This window comes from Edwardsiella tarda ATCC 15947 = NBRC 105688, from assembly GCF_003113495.2.
GTDB classification, from domain to species: Bacteria; Pseudomonadota; Gammaproteobacteria; order Enterobacterales; family Enterobacteriaceae; genus Edwardsiella; species Edwardsiella tarda.
On sequence record NZ_CP084506.1, the window covers coordinates 532111 to 549058 of the forward strand.

Here is a 16948-nt window from a genome sequence, read left to right on the forward strand (position 1 = left end):
CGGCGAGGATCGGCGTGGCATGATGCTACACCTTCCTCGTTGCTGTGCGCCTGTTCAGCAGTATATACCTAGCACCGTGCTTGCGGCAGGGAATGTTCCGCCAGAGAGATGAAGGAGAGGGGAAGCATAGAAGAAGAGGATGGCCTGCGGCTGTAGTCAAATAGACCTTACGGTTTGTCTGTAATCAGGCTAAGCGGGGGGAATGTCGCCCTCAGATCAAATTTAATGTTCTGATTAATAATGTCTAACTCTCTCTTATTGGCAAATCATTAACGCCGAGTTGATATATAATTATTGACCCATTATGTATTTTCAAACTTTTCATTAGACTGAAAAACATACAGTGCTGCGGCGGCACAGCGTGTGCGCGGGGAAATTAATCCGTCATAGGTTTTGACTCAAAAGATTATATAACTATAATGCCGCGGTCTAAATTAATATAGGTTGGTTATGTCAGATTTGCTGAAGTCCCTGAATAATATTCGTACGCTGCGTGCTTATGCGCGTGAAACGCAACTCAGCGCGTTGGAAGAGATGCTGGATAAGCTGCGCACCGTGGTCAGCGAGCGCCGTGAAGAGATCGAACAGGCCGAGAAAGTTCGTCACGAGCGCGAAGAAAAGCTGCATGCTTATCGTGAGATGTTGCTGGCCGAAGGGATCTCGCTGGATGACTTACTGGCGATGGAAAAAGTCTCCGAGCGTAAGGTGAAGACAAAGCGCGCACCGCGCCCGGCTAAATATGAGTATCTGGATGAGCAGGGTGAAATTCAGCAGTGGACCGGTCAGGGCCGCATGCCGAAAATGATTAAGCAGGAAATCGAAGCGGGTAAATCCCTGGATGATTTCCTGATTAAATAATCTGTCGCTCGCAGATTGAGCTTGGCACATAACGTGCCGCGCTAAGTGTAACGCCCCAATTATTGGGGCGTTCTCGTTAATCTTCTCCTCGCGCTATCGCCTTACCTTACTCCCGTTATTTTGTTCAGCGTCGCGGCGCGCTTCTCCGGTTATTTCCTACGATCGTCTCTCCGCTTGGCAAGGCACGCAACCTGTGCGCCGAGCATGCAGCGGCAACGAAATTCGCCGCGCTTCCTGTTACACTCATAGCATCACTCAGGCCCTGGCCTGTTGTCATAGCCGTCGGCTGTTGGCCGGCCGGTTTAACCGTTTTGCAATCATGGCGGATTAATGAAAGTCATCAATCAGGTAGCAGAGCAGCGCAAGGCGCTGGAAGAGGCCGTGGCGCAGGCGTTGACGCTGGCGCAGGCCGGTGCGGAGGCGGCGGAGGTTGCGGTGACGCGTACCACCGGCATCAGCGTCAGCACCCGTTTTGGTGAAGTGGAGAATGTGGAGTTTAACAGCGATGGCGCACTGGGGATCACCGTGTATCACCAGCAACGTAAGGGGAGCGCCTCCTCCACCGATCTCAGCCCCCAGGCCATCGCCCGCACGGTGCAGGCGGCGTTAGATATCGCGCGTTATACCTCGCCTGACCCCTATGCCGGGCCGGCAGAGGCGGCGCTGCTGGCGTTTGAGGCGCCGGATCTGGATCTCTTCCATCCGGCGGAGTTAGATGCCGATCGCGCCATCGCCTTGGCCGCCGAGGCGGAGCGGGTGGCCTTGTCCGCCGATGCGCGCATCAGCAACACCGAGGGCGGTAGCTTCAATAGCCACTATGGCATCCGGGTATTCGGTAATAGTCACGGTATGTTGCAAAGTTACTGTTCGAGCCGTCACTCCCTATCGAGCTGTGTCATCGCCGAGCAGGAGGGTGATATGGAGCGTGACTATGCCTATACCATCGCCCGTGATATGGCCGAGCTGCGCTCGGCGCAGTGGGTCGGGGAGGAGTGTGCGCGTCGCACCTTGGCGCGTTTAGCGCCGCGTCGTCTCCCGACCATGCAGGCGCCAGTGATGTTCGCTGCCGAGGTCGCGACCGGGCTGTTTGGTCATTTGGTCGGCGCCATCAGCGGCAGCAGCGTATACCGCAAGTCCACTTTCCTGCTCGATAGCCTTGGCCAGCAGATCCTGCCGGCGTGGCTCACTATCGAGGAGCAACCGCATCTGCTGCGCGGCTTGGCCTCGACGCCTTTCGACAGTGAGGGGGTGCGCACCACGCCGCGTCATATCGTGCAGGATGGGGTGCTGCAAACCTGGCTGTTGACCAGCTATTCGGCGCGTAAATTGGGGCTGCACAGCACCGGTCATGCCGGTGGTATCCATAACTGGCGCATCGCAGGGCGCGGGTTGGACTTCCAGCAGATGGTGCGCGAGATGGGCCGCGGCTTCTTGGTGACCGAACTGATGGGGCAAGGGGTGAGTACGGTGACCGGCGACTACTCGCGCGGCGCCTCCGGCTTCTGGGTCGAGAATGGCGAGATCCAATACCCGGTGAGTGAGGTGACCATCGCCGGGAATCTACGTGACATGTGGGCCAACATGGTCACCATCGGTGATGATATCGAGACGCGCAGCAACATTCAGTGTGGTTCGGTGTTGCTCGACAGCATGAAGATCGCCGGGGAGTAACGGCGCACTAAACCAGTCCAGCCCGCGGCCATGCCGCGGGCTGGACCTCCACCTTGCTCTGCACGATCTGCACGGCTCCGCTGAGTGTGCGGGCCAACACGAGGATGCGGCGTGCTAATGCCTCGCGTGCTGTATTCCTTATCTCTTATCGGTTTCCTGTCCGTCATACTGGCTAACGCGGCGCTTCTCTGCCGCGCCGATCGCTCCCCGTTGCGATCATCTCCTGCGCCCATTTTCATCGCCAGACGCTGAGCGACCACGGCCCAGCGGATACGCCATATGCGCTCGGCAGCCACGCGATCTCCTTAGGCTCGCTGCTGAGTGCGGGGAGATCACGGCAGACGTTGGTCTTGGCGACAGCTTAGGGGACAAAAAAACCGCATGACCGAGGCCATGCGGTGTGAGGGGGAGAGGATTAGCGGGAACCGATGTTACGCAGCGGTTTGCCAGCCATCAGGTTACGTTCGATGTGCTCCAGCGAGATATTTTTGGTTTCGGGGATCAGCGCCAGAGTGATAAAGATAAAGATCAGGTTCAGTGCGGCATAGACCCAGAAGGTATGCGCGCTGCCCAGATTGTTCAACATGGTCAGGAAGGTGGCACCGACGATCATGTTGGCGATCCAGTTGGTGGCGGTTGAGCAGGTGATACCGAAGTCACGCCCTTTCAGCGGCTGGATTTCGGAACACAGCACCCAGATCAGTGGGCCGGCGCTCATGGCGAAACCGACGATAAACATCAACAGCATGAAGATGGCGAAGTACTGCGTCACGCTGGAGGTGATGCCGATGTTCATCATGGTTCCCAGGGTGCCCATGCCGATGGCCATGACGATAAAGCCGAGGATCAGCGTCGGCTTACGTCCCCAGCGATCGACCAGGCCGATGGCGATAAAGGTGGCCAGCACGTTGACCAGACCGACGATCACCGTCCCCCACATCTGTTGTTCGGTGCTAGCGAAGCCCGCCAGATCGAAGATCTTCGGCGCGTAATACATGATGACGTTCATCCCGGTGAATTGCTGCATGACCTGCAACAGGATCCCCAGATAGACCGCCCGGCGGAAGTTGCTGTTCTGCTTGAATAGCGACCAGCCGCTCTGTTTCAGTTTCAGACTCTCACGGATCTCATTCAGCTCATCCTGCGCCTGTTTACTGCTGTCGCGTAGCTTCTCTAAGACGCGGCGCGCCTGATCGTGACGATCGCGTGAGGCTAGCCAGCGTGGGCTGTCCGGTAGGAAGAACACCCCCACCAGTAATACCAAGGCCGGGATGGTGATGACGCCCAGCATCCAGCGCCAGGAGCCACTGTAGCTGAAGGCGGTATCGGACAGGTAGGCGCCGAGGATGCCGATGGTGATCATCAGCTGATACATCGAGATCATGCTGCCGCGAATACGCTCCGGCGCGATCTCGGACAGGTAGATCGGCGCGGTGTAGGAGGCGATACCGACGGCCAGGCCTAATAGGATGCGCGACAGGATCAGGATCTCGACGTTCGGCGCGAAGGCGGAGAACAGGGAGCCGGCGACGAACAGGATCGCCCCGATCATCAGGCTGTATTTCCTGCCGAGGCCATGGTTCATCCAACCGCTGCCGACAGCACCGACGGCGGCGCCGAACATCATCGAGCTGACCACCCACTCTTGCTGTGAGCTGGTGATACTAAAGGTATCGGTGATAAAGGGGAGCGCCCCGGCGATAACCCCGATGTCCAGGCCAAACAACAACCCCGCCAGCGCGGCGAGGAAACAGACGAAGAAGGTCATGCCGGCATTACTGCGGGCATGGGGTGTGGCGGATGTATTGACGGTAGTACTCATACTGCCTCCCAACAAGACTATTTCTTTGATGTCGCCATGGTAAGAATTGTCCGCTGTTTATAAAGTGCGCATGATCACATAAATGTAATCGTTTACACCATTTGTATTAAATAAAATGTACTGATGCATGTTAGCGGGGTGTTAATCTATGCGCTGTTTTTAGTTGTAATTTAGCGTAAGCAATCTTTCTAGAGACGGGGGATGTCGCTTTTATTAGCGAATTATCCGATGAATGATAGGGATAGATAATGAATTTATGCTTAGTTTGTGTAACTTGTGTAATCGATTACACTCGGTCTGGTAGACGGTAGACGGTAGACGGTAGACGGTAGACGGTAGACGGTAGACGGTAGACGGTAGACGGTAGACGGTAGACGGTAGACGGTAGACGGTAGACGGTAGACGGTAGACGGTAGACGGTAGACGGTAGACGGTAGACGGTAGACGGTAGACGGTAGACGGTAGATGGTAGACGGTAGATGGTAGACGGTAGCGGATGCGCTGGACAGGGATGCGCGCGGCACCAGGCCGCGCGTCAGCCCCAACAGACGCCGTCGCGCCTGTTGGGTGGCAAGGCTTATTTCAGGCCGGCCGCTTCGCGCAGCAGCGCCGCTTTGTCGGTCTTCTCCCACGGGAACTGCTCGCGCCCGAAGTGGCCGTAGGCTGCGGTCTGGCGATAGATCGGCTGGATCAGATCCAGCATCTGAATCAGGCCGTACGGGCGCAGATCGAAGCATTCGCGGACCAGTTGGATCAGTTGCTCTTGCGCGATTTTCTCCGTGCCAAAGGTCTCTACCATGATGGAAGTCGGCTCGGCGACGCCGATGGCGTAAGAGACCTGGATCTCGCAGCGGTCGGCTAGGCCCGCGGCGACGATGTTTTTGGCGACATAGCGCGCAGCATAGGCGGCTGAACGGTCAACCTTGGACGGATCCTTACCGGAGAAGGCACCGCCACCGTGACGTGCTGCGCCACCGTAGGTGTCGACGATGATCTTACGACCCGTCAGGCCGCAGTCGCCCATCGGGCCGCCGATGACGAAACGCCCGGTCGGGTTGATGAAGTATTTGGTGGCGGCGGAGAGCCACTCGGCCGGCAGGACCGGCTTGATGATCTCTTCCATCACCGCTTCCTGCAACTCTTTCTGTCCGATGCTATCGGCATGTTGAGTGGACAGAACCACCGCATCGATACCGGCGATCTTGCCGTCGTCGTACAGGAAGGTGACCTGGCTCTTGGCATCCGGACGCAGCCACGGCAGGGTGCCGTTCTTACGCACCTCGGCCTGACGCTCCATCAGACGATGCGCGTAGGTGATCGGAGCTGGCATCAGCACTTCGGTTTCGTTGGTGGCGTAACCGAACATGATGCCCTGGTCGCCGGCACCCTGTTCCAGCGGGTCACAGCGATCGACGCCCTGGTTGATGTCCGGAGACTGCTTACCGATGGCGCTCAGTACCGCGCAGGAGTTGGCATCGAAGCCCATGTCGGAGCTGACATAGCCGATATCGGCTACGGTCTTACGGGTCAGCTCTTCGATATCGACCCAAGCGTTGGTGGTGATTTCACCGCCGACCAGTACCATCCCGGTCTTAACGTAGGTTTCACAGGCGACGCGTGCCTTGGGGTCCTGTTCCAGGATGGCATCCAGTACGGCGTCGGAGATTTGGTCGGCGATCTTATCCGGATGTCCTTCAGAGACGGATTCGGAGGTGAAAAGGTGTTTGGCCATTGTGTTCTTTACCTTCAAAAGACGGGTTGATTCTACTGCGCTGCGTTGACACTGCGTGCTGCGTGGGGTGAGTCATCAGGGGGAGACATCGTGCGCCCCTCTGCTGTCTGATGCTTCCTGCAACGCCCCTCAGGCAAAGCCGTTAAGCAGTTTATCGGTTAAAAAGTATAGATGGATTAACATCTGGACGGCTATTCTAGGTCAAGGTACTAGGTTTTTTCCACCCCTTTTTTTGCGGAAACGCACGATAACGGCGTGTCATCGCCCACGCGATGCCGGTGATCGAGGAATCGACATAATTTCATTTTGCTTTTTTGTCTGGTTGTCGGTATAAACGGCGCGCGGCTTACCGGTACATAACGCTTTAACCGGCTTGTTGCTGTTTTTCGGCGTCGATCGCGACGTCGGGCGGCACACTCCGGGGCGGCTATGTGTCCCACTTCCGGCCGAGGAGGGTATGGGTTATCCCTACTGTCAGTTCTATCATGCTGTTAACTTTGAAGTGCTGTCGTGCCAAATGGCAGCGGTGGAGGTGGTTCAGGTAATGATCCGTGTTGAGGCTGTGGTGAAACGAGCTGCTCCCGGCAGCGTCTTGCGTCATGATGACGCGTTTTGCGCAATGCGCCTTCCTTCCTTTTTATCCTCATTTCTTGCTTTTGCCCGATGTTATTTATCCTTGAGATGAAGGCTTGGGTGTACCTCAGGATTCGTGCGCCGTTTACGGCATCTGATGACTGAACAAGGGTAACCTGTGGCGTTCGCTACAGGCATTTATTCATAGGGGTTATGCCGTTACAGGCGGTTTCCCCGACCCACGGAGTCAACGACGTGTTTTGTTCTTATGCTGATATCGGCCCGGCATTTCGTCCGGCGCTGAGCTTTGTGGTCACGCCAAAAATCCCGGCGTGTGGGTTGTTCTATGCAGATGATGCTGCGATAGTGACTGGCGCAAAGGTTAGCCACACTGCCATCGAAGGAGTCGCTCGTGTCTGATCTGATTGCACAGTATCCGCAGGATACGGCGGATACTTCCCCGTTGCGTTCCATGCAGGAGGTCGCCATGAGCGATAGTAATGCCAGCAAGATGCTGAGCACCTACAACGTCGCCTATTGGGGTGGCAACTATTACGATGTGAATGAGCTGGGCCACATCTCCGTGTGCCCCGATCCCGATGTGCCGCAGGCGCGCGTCGATCTGACGGCGTTGGCATTACAGATCCAGGCCGATCGTCAGCAGCGCCTGCCGGCGTTGTTCTGTTTCCCGCAGATCCTGCAACATCGCTTGCGCTCGATTAACGCCGCCTTCCGTCGCGCGCGCGCCTCGTTTGGCTACCAGGGGGATTACTTCCTGGTCTACCCGATCAAGGTGAATCAGCAGCGTCGAGTGATCGAGTCGTTGGTCAACTCCGGCGAACCGTTAGGGCTGGAGGCGGGTTCGAAGGCTGAGCTGATGGCGGTGCTGGCCCATGCCGGGATGACGCGTAGTGTCATCGTCTGCAATGGCTATAAGGACCGCGAATACATTCGTCTGGCGCTGATCGGCGAGAAGCTGGGCCATAAGGTTTATCTGGTCATCGAGAAGCTGAGCGAGATCGACCTGGTGCTGGAGGAGGCGCAGCGCCTGAATGTGGTGCCGCGTCTCGGCGTGCGGGCGCGTCTGGCCTCGCAGGGCTCCGGTAAGTGGCAGTCCAGCGGCGGCGAGAAGTCTAAGTTTGGTCTGTCGGCGACCCAGGTGTTGCATCTGGTGGAGACGCTACGCCAGGCCGGGCATCTGGAGAGCCTGCAACTGCTGCATTTCCATCTCGGTTCGCAGATGGCCAATATTCGTGACATCGCCACCGGGGTGCGTGAGTCGGCGCGTTTCTACGTCGAACTGCATAAGCTGGGTGTGAACATCCAGTGTTTCGACGTCGGCGGCGGCCTGGGGGTCGACTACGAGGGAACGCGTTCCCAGTCGGACTGCTCCGTCAACTACGGTCTGAACGAGTACGCCAACAACGTGATCTGGGGCATAGGCGATGCCTGTAATGAGCATGGCTTACCGCATCCGACGGTGATCACCGAATCGGGACGGGCGGTGACGGCACACCATACGGTGCTGGTCTCCAACATCATCGGCGTGGAGCGTAATGAATTCCCGCAGCCGCAGCCGCCGGCCAGCGATGCGCCGCGTGCGTTGCAGAGCCTCTGGGCCACCTGGGAGGAGATGCAGACGCCGGGCGGCCGCCGCTCGCTGCGCGAATGGCTGCATGACAGCCAGCTAGACCTGCACGACGTCCACAGCCAGTATGCACACGGCATTCTCAGCCTGAGCCAACGCGCCTGGGCCGAGCAACAATATTTGGCCATCTGCAATCAGTTGCAGACTCAGTTGGACCCGAGCAATCGCGCCCATCGCCCGATCATCGATGAACTGCAAGAGCGGATGGCCGACAAGCTGTACGTCAACTTCTCGCTGTTCCAGTCGATGCCGGATGCCTGGGGGATCGATCAGCTGTTCCCGGTCCTGCCGCTCAGTGGCTTGGACAAGGTGCCGACGCGCCGCGCCGTGTTGCTGGACATCACCTGCGACTCGGATGGCACCATCGATCACTATATCGATGGCGACGGGGTGGCGACCACCATGCCGATGCCGGAGTACGATCCGCAGGATCCGCCGCTGGTGGGCTTCTTCATGATCGGCGCCTACCAAGAGATCCTCGGCAACATGCATAACCTGTTTGGCGATACCGCCACGGTCGACGTGTATGTGTTCGAGGACGGCAGCGTCGAGGTGGATGAGTCTTACGACGGCAACTCCGTGGCGGAGATGTTGGAGTACGTGCAGCTCGATCCGCAGGTGTTGCTGACGCACTTCCGCGATCAGGTGCGCGCCGCGCAGCTGGATGAGGGCTTACAGGCGCAATTCCTGGAAGAGTTCGAGGCGGGGCTGTACGGGTATACCTACCTGGAAGAGGAGTAAGCGCCGCCGGCGTGCGGTGTGGCAGCGACGTAGGTTGGCGGGCTTGCAGTCCCGCCAGCTTGCCGCCATAATCGACAGCAATACGCTATTTAGCGAACTGATAATCCCTTCCTCGTCGGGCCAACGACGCGGGAGGGATTTTTTTTCATCGCGACGCCGCCAGTCCGTCGGGCTTCAGGCCACGGCGGCGGGACTTATAATGAGGAGCGAGTATGTGTACTCTAGGGCATAAACCTGATAACTCTTTGGTATCCAACGCATTCGGTTTCCTGCGCCTACCGCTGGACTTCATGCCGTACGACGGCGACGCCGATTGGGTGATCACCGGGGTGCCGTTCGATATGGCCACCTCTGGCCGCGCCGGTGCGCGTCATGGACCGGCGGCGATCCGTCAGGTCTCGACCAATCTGGCCTGGGAAGGTAAGCGTTGGCCGTGGAACTTCGACATGCGCGACCGCCTGAAGGTGGTTGATTGCGGCGATGTGGTGTTTAGTTTCGGCGACGCCCAGGAGATGAGCGATAACTTACAGGCGCATACCGAGCGTCTGCTGGCCAGCGGCAAACGCTGCCTGACCTTCGGCGGTGACCACTTCGTCACCCTGCCGTTGTTGCGCGCCCATGCCAAGCACTTCGGTAAGATGGCGCTGGTACACTTCGACGCGCATACCGATACCTACGCTCACGGCAGCCAGTTCGATCATGGCACCATGTTCTTCCATGCACCCAATGAAGGGTTGATCGATCCGCAGCATTCGGTGCAGATCGGCATTCGTACCGAATACGATCACGACAACGGCTTCACCGTGCTGGATGCCGCTCAGGTGAACGACAGTGGCGTCGAGACGATCCTGGCCGAGGTGAAACGCATCGTCGGCGACATGCCGGTCTATCTGACCTTCGATATCGACTGCTTGGATCCGGCCCATGCGCCGGGCACCGGCACGCCGGTCATCGGCGGATTGACCTCCGATCGCGCCCTGAAATTGGTGCGCGGCCTGCAAGATCTGAACATCGTCGGGATGGATGTGGTGGAAGTGGCGCCAGCCTATGACCAGTCAGAGATCACCGCCCTGGCGGCGGCGACCCTAGCGTTGGAGATGCTCTATATCCAGGCGGCGAAGAAGTAATCCTGCACCAGAGAACGCAGAGGCCGGGCATTGCCCGGCCTTTTTTATGTCTCGCTCCTCTCCGATTATGCCGGGGAGTATTTATTCCCGCGACGCCGCCGAGAGGGCCGAGTCTGGTCGCGGCGGTTAACCCGCACCGCCGTAGGAGGCGCGAGCCTGGCGGTAGAGCGCAAGCCGCACCTCGCGCGCCTTCTCGAACTCCTTGTCCATGATCAGCGGGCGGATCTCCTTCTGGTAGACCTGAATGCTGGTCTCTCCCCGATGGTGCTGATAGCCGACAGGATGGCTACGCCAGCGTCGATCGATGATCGCCTCCTGGCTGTAGAAGGGATCGACCTGGTTACGCACATAGTCGTCGAAACGCGCACGCAGGGCGCGCCGCTGCTCCTGATGCTGCGGCGAGCGAGCCAGGTTGCGGGTTTCGCCCGGATCCTGCTGGAGATCGTACAGTTCTTCTTCCTCATTCTCTTTATAGATAATGTACTTGTAGCGATCAGTACGCAGCATGCGGGCGGGTTGTACGTCCACGTTGCGATCGGTATTCCACTGGGTAATGACCTCATCGCGCCACGCGGCTGGCTGCTCGCCGCGCAGGATCGGCAGCAGCGAGCGGCCATATAGGCCGGGCGGTGGGGTGATCCCGGCGTAGTCGCACAGCGTCGGCACGAGATCGCACAGGGAGGTGAGATGATCGCTGCTGGCCTGCGGGCGGATGCCGGGGCCGGCGAAGACCAGCGGGACGTTGGTCGACTCCTCATAGAACCAGTTCATCTTGGCCACCAGGCGGTGCGCACCCATCGCGTCGCCATGATCGGCGAAGAAGACCACCAGGGTATCGTCGCCGTGGCCGCTGGCACGTAGCGCCGCCAGCACCTGGCCGATGCAGTCGTCGGCTAAGGCGGTAAAGTGGTAGTAGGCCTTGAGATACTGGCGGAAGTTGAGTTCGTTCCAGTTGGCGGACTGCATCACGCGGTTATGGGTGCAGCAGGCGTACTGGATGGCTTGCGGCCGGTTGGGCAGATCGGCGGCGGTGTCGAAGTTATCCAATAGCGGCGGCAGGGGACCCAGCCCGTCGATCTCGCCATGGGGGCCGGCGAAGGCGCCGGTCCAGCCGTTGATGTTATGGGGATTATTGAATTCGATCGCCAGCATAAACGGCGCATCGGCGCCGCGCCCCTTCAGGGTGTCGATATACTTGAGGCTCTCCTGCAGGCAATAGACATCCTCGCGGGTGTCGTAGTCGACCGGATAGGCGGCGGGGCTGTCATAGGGCAGCTCGATCTGTTCGGCACAGTCGAAGCCCTTGAGCGAGCCGTAGTCATGGCGCTTGCCGAAGTGGCGGCACTCATAGCCGGCCTGGCTGAACAGCTCGCCCAGCGTCACCATATCTTGTGGAATGTTCGGGCTGTCGTTGGCGATCACCCCGGTCTGATGCGGCAGGCGTCCAGTCCAGTAGCAGGCACGCGATGGCGCACACAGCGGGTAGGGGCAGTAGGCGCGTTCGAAGCGAGTGCCGTGGGCGATCAGGCTGTCGATGGCCGGGGTCGTGACCTGCGGGTTGCCATAGCCGCCAACGGCGCGGCGCGCCAGCTGATCGGCGGTGATGATGACGATGTTACGCGGGGGCGTCGCCCGTTGTGGTGCGTTATCTGCGGCACCGTCAGCGGCCAGCGCCGGTGCGCCGAGGGCGACGCCGGCGATTCCGCCGGCGGTACGCTGCAAAAACGCGCGTCGTGAGAGTGTCATAATCGATTCCTTTTTATTGTTCGAAAGCAAAGATAACAATTTGAAACGTTGTTTTACCGCGATTGTGATCGCATAACGTACAATCAAAAGGAAAAGAAAGATTTTTGCTGAGAAAAATGTGGCGATAAGACAGCGGTGGGAAAACCGCCATTTGCGCAATGCAGGTCAATAAAATGCCGCAGTTGCGCAATTGCTGCGCAGCACTCAGCGGCGGGGCGAGGAGAGTATGTTACGCTACGCGTCATACGATAAGCCGTAACACATCGCGCGCTCTACTCGGCGGCGTGCATACGCCGGATCGTGGATTTGTGCTCTCCCTCCCTGGCCGCGCCACGATAAGGATTGCCGTTTTCACTCCGAGTCTGAGACAATACGGCGAACCCTTGTTTTCATACAATCCGACTTGGAGTAGAACATGTCCTCTCGTAAAGAGCTTGCCAATGCTATCCGTGCCCTGAGCATGGATGCGGTGCAGAAGGCCAAATCCGGTCACCCGGGCGCCCCGATGGGGATGGCGGATATCGCCGAAGTCCTGTGGCGTGATTACATGAACCATAACCCGGCCAACCCGCACTGGGCCGACCGCGACCGTTTCGTGCTGTCCAACGGCCATGGTTCTATGCTGATCTACAGCCTGTTGCACCTCACCGGCTATGATCTGCCGATGTCCGAGCTGGAAAACTTCCGTCAGCTGCACTCCAAGACCCCAGGTCACCCGGAATACGGTTATACCCCGGGCGTCGAGACCACCACGGGTCCGCTGGGCCAAGGCATTGCCAACGCCGTCGGCATGGCCATTGCCGAGCGTACGCTGGCGGCGCAGTTTAACCGCCCGGGGCATGATATCGTCGACCACTTCACCTATGCCTTTATGGGTGATGGTTGCATGATGGAAGGCATCTCCCACGAAGTCTGCTCCTTAGCCGGTACCCTGAAGCTGGGCAAGCTGATCGCGTTCTACGATGACAACGGGATCTCCATCGACGGCCACGTCGACGGTTGGTTTACCGACGACACCGCCAAGCGTTTCGAAGCCTATGGCTGGCATGTGGTACGTGGCGTCGATGGCCACGATAGCGCCGCGATTAAGGCCGCTATCGAAGAGGCGCGCAGCGTGAGCGATAAGCCGTCTCTGTTGATGTGCAAAACCATCATCGGTTTTGGTTCACCGAACAAGGCCGGTACCCACGATTCCCACGGTGCGCCGTTGGGCGATGCCGAGATCGCTGCGACCCGCGCGCAACTGGGTTGGAACTACCCGCCGTTCGTCATCCCGCCGGAGATCTACGCGCAGTGGGATGCCAAAGAGGCCGGTCTGGCGAAAGAGCAGGCATGGGACGTGCGTTTCGCCGCCTATCAGGCCGCCTTCCCGCAGTTGGCCGCCGAATTCAAACGCCGTATCAACGGCGAACTGCCGGCCAGCTGGGACAGTGAAGCGCGTAAGTTCATCGAGCAGTTGCAGGCGAACCCGGCTAAGATCGCCAGCCGTAAGGCCTCCCAGAATGCGCTGGAAGCCTTCGCTAAGCTGCTGCCGGAATTCCTGGGTGGCTCCGCCGACCTGGCACCGAGCAACCTGACCATGTGGTCCGGCTCCAAGGCCCTGAATGAAGATGCCGCAGGCAACTACATTCACTACGGTGTGCGCGAATTCGGCATGACCGCCATCATCAACGGTATCGCGCTGCACGGCGGCTTTATCCCCTACGGTGCCACCTTCCTGATGTTCATGGAATATGCCCGTAACGCCATGCGTATGGCGGCACTGATGAAGATCCACAACATTCAGGTCTACACCCATGACTCCATCGGTCTGGGCGAAGATGGCCCGACGCACCAGCCGGTCGAGCAGATGGCTAGCCTGCGCACCACGCCAAATATGAACACCTGGCGTCCGTGTGACCAGGTCGAGTCTGCGGTGGCATGGAAGAAGGCCATCGAGCGTCTGGATGGGCCGTCTGCGCTGATCTTCTCTCGTCAGAACCTGACACAGATGGATCGCTCGGCTGAACAGCTGGCGAATATCGAGCGCGGCGCCTACATCCTGCAGGATTGCGACGCACAGCCGGAGCTGATCTTCATCGCTACCGGTTCCGAAGTGGAGCTGGCGATGAAAGCCGCCGCGCAGCTGAGCGCCGAAGGGCGTCAGGTTCGCGTGGTCTCCATGCCGTCAACCGAAGTGTTCGACAAGCAGGATGCCGCCTACCGTGAAGCGGTACTGCCGTCTGCCGTCAGCGCCCGCGTGGCGGTCGAGGCGGGTATCGCCGACTTCTGGTACAAGTATGTCGGTCTGAACGGCGCCGTCGTCGGCATGACCACCTTCGGTGAGTCTGCGCCGGCCGAACAGCTGTTCGTTGAGTTCGGCTTCACCGTCGATAACGTGTTGGCGAAGGCGCGCGCGCTGTTAGGCTAATGCGTCGTTGACGTCGCAGCATGAGAGAACGGGGCTACGGCCCCGTTTTTTTTGGCTCGCGGGTTATCGCCGGGCTGCCCTTTCCCACTTTTGCGCTAAATTTGTGATGGGATGCACGTTTCTATTCAAATTCTCGCTCAAGTCACGCGCTTTTCTCCTACCGTATTTTCTTTGCCCGAGGTTTGGTTTATTCTTAGCTGAAGCGTTTCAGTTGATGGGGCAAGCGGCGACGAATCGATGGGGACAGTGGTGTTTTTGCTGCATAAAGCGATCCTCATGTCGCGGGCATCGATTACTCTGGATCCTCTTTTGCGGATGAGGAATTGAGTGAGATGTCCTTACGTATCGCCATCAATGGTTTTGGGCGCATCGGTCGCAATGTACTGCGGGCGTTGTATGAGTCTGGGCGCCGGGCGCAGATCCAGGTCGTCGCGATTAATGAGTTAGCGGCGTCGGAAGGGATGGCGCACCTGTTGCAGTATGATAGCTGCCATGGCCGCTTTGCCTGGCCGGTGCGTCAGCAGGATGATTGGTTATGGGTCGGGGACGATCGTATCCGCCTGTTGCATCAACCGCAGATCGCGGCGTTGCCGTGGGACGCGTTGCAGGTGGATGTCGTTCTGGACTGTAGCGGCGTTTATGGCAGCCGGGCGGATGGTGAAGCTCATATTCTGGCGGGGGCTGGGAAGGTGTTGTTTTCCCACCCCGGCGGCCATGACCTCGATGCCACGATAGTGTATGGCGTGAATCAGGAGAGTCTGCAGGCGGCGCATCGCATCGTCTCCAATGCCTCCTGTACCACCAACTGTATCATCCCGGTGATTAAGGTGTTGGATGATGCCTTCGGCATTGAATCGGGGGCGGTGACCACCATCCACTCCTCGATGAATGATCAGCCCGTGATCGATGCCTATCACCCGGATTTACGCCGTACTCGCGCGGCCAGCCACTCGATTATTCCGGTGGATACCAAGCTCGCGGCGGGTATCGCACGTGTGCTCCCCCAGTTTCGCGATCGTTTCGAGGCGATCTCGGTACGGGTGCCGACACTGAATGTGACGGCTATCGATCTCAGCGTCAGTGTGCGGGCGGCGGTGCAGGTCGACGAGGTGAACCACTTGCTGCAAAAGGCGGCATCCACCTCATTTCATGGTATAGTTGACTACACAGAATTACCGCTGGTCTCGACCGACTTTAATCACGACCCGCACAGCGCCATCGTGGACGGTACTCAGACGCGGGTGAGTGGTCGGCATTTGATTAAAACGTTGGTCTGGTGTGACAACGAGTGGGGCTTCGCCAACCGGATGTTGGATACCACGCTGGCGATGTCTCAGGCAGTTTCTAATGCGTCGTAGCCGTGCGCGGCGACACAGCTTAAAGCAACTTTTAGAGAATCAATGAGAGGATTCACCATGTCTGTAATTAAGATGACCGATTTGGATCTGGCGGGTAAACGCGTCCTGATCCGTGCGGACCTTAACGTTCCGGTTAAAGACGGTAAAGTGACTTCTGATGCGCGTATCCGTGCGTCCCTGCCGACCATTGAGCTGGCGCTGAAACAGGGTGCGTGCGTGATGGTGACTTCCCATCTGGGCCGTCCGACCGAAGGCGAGTACAACGAAGCGTTCTCTCTGCTGCCGGTGGTGAATTACCTCAAAGATCATCTGAGCGCGCCGGTACGCCTGGCTAAAGATTACCTGGACGGCGTCGATGTCGCACAGGGCGAGCTGGTGGTGCTGGAAAACGTCCGTTTCAACAAAGGTGAGAAGAAGGACGACGAGGTCCTGTCTAAGAAGTATGCCGCACTGTGCGACGTCTTCGTGATGGATGCCTTCGGTACTGCGCACCGCGCCCAGGCGTCTACCCACGGTGTGGGCAAGTTCGCGCCGATCGCCTGTGCCGGTCCGCTGCTGTCTGGTGAGCTGGAAGCGCTGGGCAAGGCCCTGAGCAACCCGGCTCGTCCGATGGTCGCTATCGTCGGTGGTTCTAAAGTCTCCACCAAGCTGACCGTGCTGGATTCCCTGTCCAAGATCGCCGATCAGCTGATCGTCGGTGGCGGCATCGCTAACACCTTCATCGCGGCCGAAGGCCACAATGTGGGTAAATCTCTGTACGAAGCCGACCTGATCCCGGAAGCGAAGAAGCTGCTGACCACCTGCGACATCCCGGTTCCGACCGATGTACGTGTGGCGACCGAGTTCTCTGAAACCGCACCGGCGACCATGAAATCCGTCAGCGAAATCAAAGATGATGAGCAGGTTCTGGATCTGGGCGACGCCTCTGCCGAGCAGCTGGCCGCTATCCTGAAAAACGCGAAGACTATCCTGTGGAACGGCCCGGTCGGCGTCTTCGAGTTCCCGAACTTCCGTAAAGGGGCCGAAATCGTGGCTAACGCCATCGCCGAGAGCGACGCGTTCTCTATCGCGGGTGGCGGTGATACGCTGGCGGCGATCGACCTGTTCGGCATCGCCGACAAGATTTCCTACATCTCCACCGGCGGCGGCGCCTTCCTGGAGTTCGTAGAAGGCAAGAAATTGCCGGCCGTGGTGATGCTCGAAGAGCGCGCCAAGCAGTAATACCCGTTAACGGGAGGCCCTCGCGCCTCCCGTTGTTTTAT

Annotated in this window: 11 protein-coding genes; 7 read left to right on the forward strand and 4 right to left on the reverse strand. The window is 58.7% G+C overall.

Features of this window, described 5'->3' with window-relative positions:
• Positions 1-450: 450 nt before the first annotated feature.
• Together DCL27_RS02495 and pmbA are read left to right on the forward strand one after the other, a co-directional pair.
• Positions 451-858: an H-NS family histone-like protein gene (locus DCL27_RS02495; protein ID WP_005282191.1), complete on the forward strand. Its 408-nt coding sequence runs from the start codon at positions 451-453 to the stop codon at positions 856-858.
• 330 nt (positions 859-1188) lie between these two features.
• On the forward strand, positions 1189-2529 hold the full coding sequence (pmbA, locus tag DCL27_RS02500; protein WP_005296311.1) for a metalloprotease PmbA: 1341 nt from the start codon (positions 1189-1191) through the stop codon (positions 2527-2529).
• Positions 2530-2944: 415 nt separating this feature from the next.
• On the opposite strand, the gene DCL27_RS02505 is transcribed toward pmbA, so the two are convergent.
• From DCL27_RS02505 to metK, 3 genes are all read right to left on the reverse strand, one after another.
• Positions 2945-4351 (reverse strand): sugar porter family MFS transporter, encoded by a 1407-nt coding sequence (locus DCL27_RS02505; RefSeq protein WP_035600441.1) that lies wholly within the window; start codon positions 4349-4351, stop codon positions 2945-2947.
• Positions 4352-4611: 260 nt separating this feature from the next.
• Positions 4612-4896, reverse strand: coding sequence for a hypothetical protein (locus DCL27_RS02510; protein ID WP_181880782.1), 285 nt, complete (start codon positions 4894-4896; stop codon positions 4612-4614).
• A gap of 32 nt (positions 4897-4928) precedes the next feature.
• Positions 4929-6083, reverse strand: coding sequence for a methionine adenosyltransferase (gene metK, locus DCL27_RS02515; protein WP_005282174.1), 1155 nt, complete (start codon positions 6081-6083; stop codon positions 4929-4931).
• A 1045-nt stretch (positions 6084-7128) separates the two neighbouring features.
• Here metK and speA point away from each other — a divergent pair.
• Positions 7129-9045: a biosynthetic arginine decarboxylase gene (gene speA, locus DCL27_RS02520; RefSeq protein ID WP_005282162.1), complete on the forward strand. Its 1917-nt coding sequence runs from the start codon at positions 7129-7131 to the stop codon at positions 9043-9045.
• A gap of 212 nt (positions 9046-9257) precedes the next feature.
• Positions 9258-10172: an agmatinase gene (speB, locus tag DCL27_RS02525; protein ID WP_005282158.1), complete on the forward strand. Its 915-nt coding sequence runs from the start codon at positions 9258-9260 to the stop codon at positions 10170-10172.
• A gap of 126 nt (positions 10173-10298) precedes the next feature.
• Here the strand turns inward: speB and DCL27_RS02530 are convergent, their stop codons facing one another.
• Positions 10299-11918, reverse strand: a complete 1620-nt coding sequence (locus tag DCL27_RS02530; RefSeq protein ID WP_068870361.1) for a sulfatase family protein — start codon at positions 11916-11918, stop codon at positions 10299-10301.
• Positions 11919-12333: 415 nt separating this feature from the next.
• Here DCL27_RS02530 and tkt point away from each other — a divergent pair, with 415 nt between their 5' ends.
• The 3 genes from tkt (at position 12334) to pgk (ending at position 16907) form a co-directional block, all read left to right on the forward strand.
• Positions 12334-14328, forward strand: a complete 1995-nt coding sequence (gene tkt / locus DCL27_RS02535; RefSeq protein ID WP_035596546.1) for a transketolase — start codon at positions 12334-12336, stop codon at positions 14326-14328.
• A 332-nt stretch (positions 14329-14660) separates the two neighbouring features.
• On the forward strand, positions 14661-15686 hold the full coding sequence (epd, locus tag DCL27_RS02540) for an erythrose-4-phosphate dehydrogenase (RefSeq protein ID WP_035596549.1): 1026 nt from the start codon (positions 14661-14663) through the stop codon (positions 15684-15686).
• A 57-nt stretch (positions 15687-15743) separates the two neighbouring features.
• Complete coding sequence (gene pgk / locus DCL27_RS02545) at positions 15744-16907, forward strand: phosphoglycerate kinase (protein WP_228594469.1); 1164 nt, start codon at positions 15744-15746, stop codon at positions 16905-16907.
• Positions 16908-16948 lie beyond the last annotated feature (41 nt).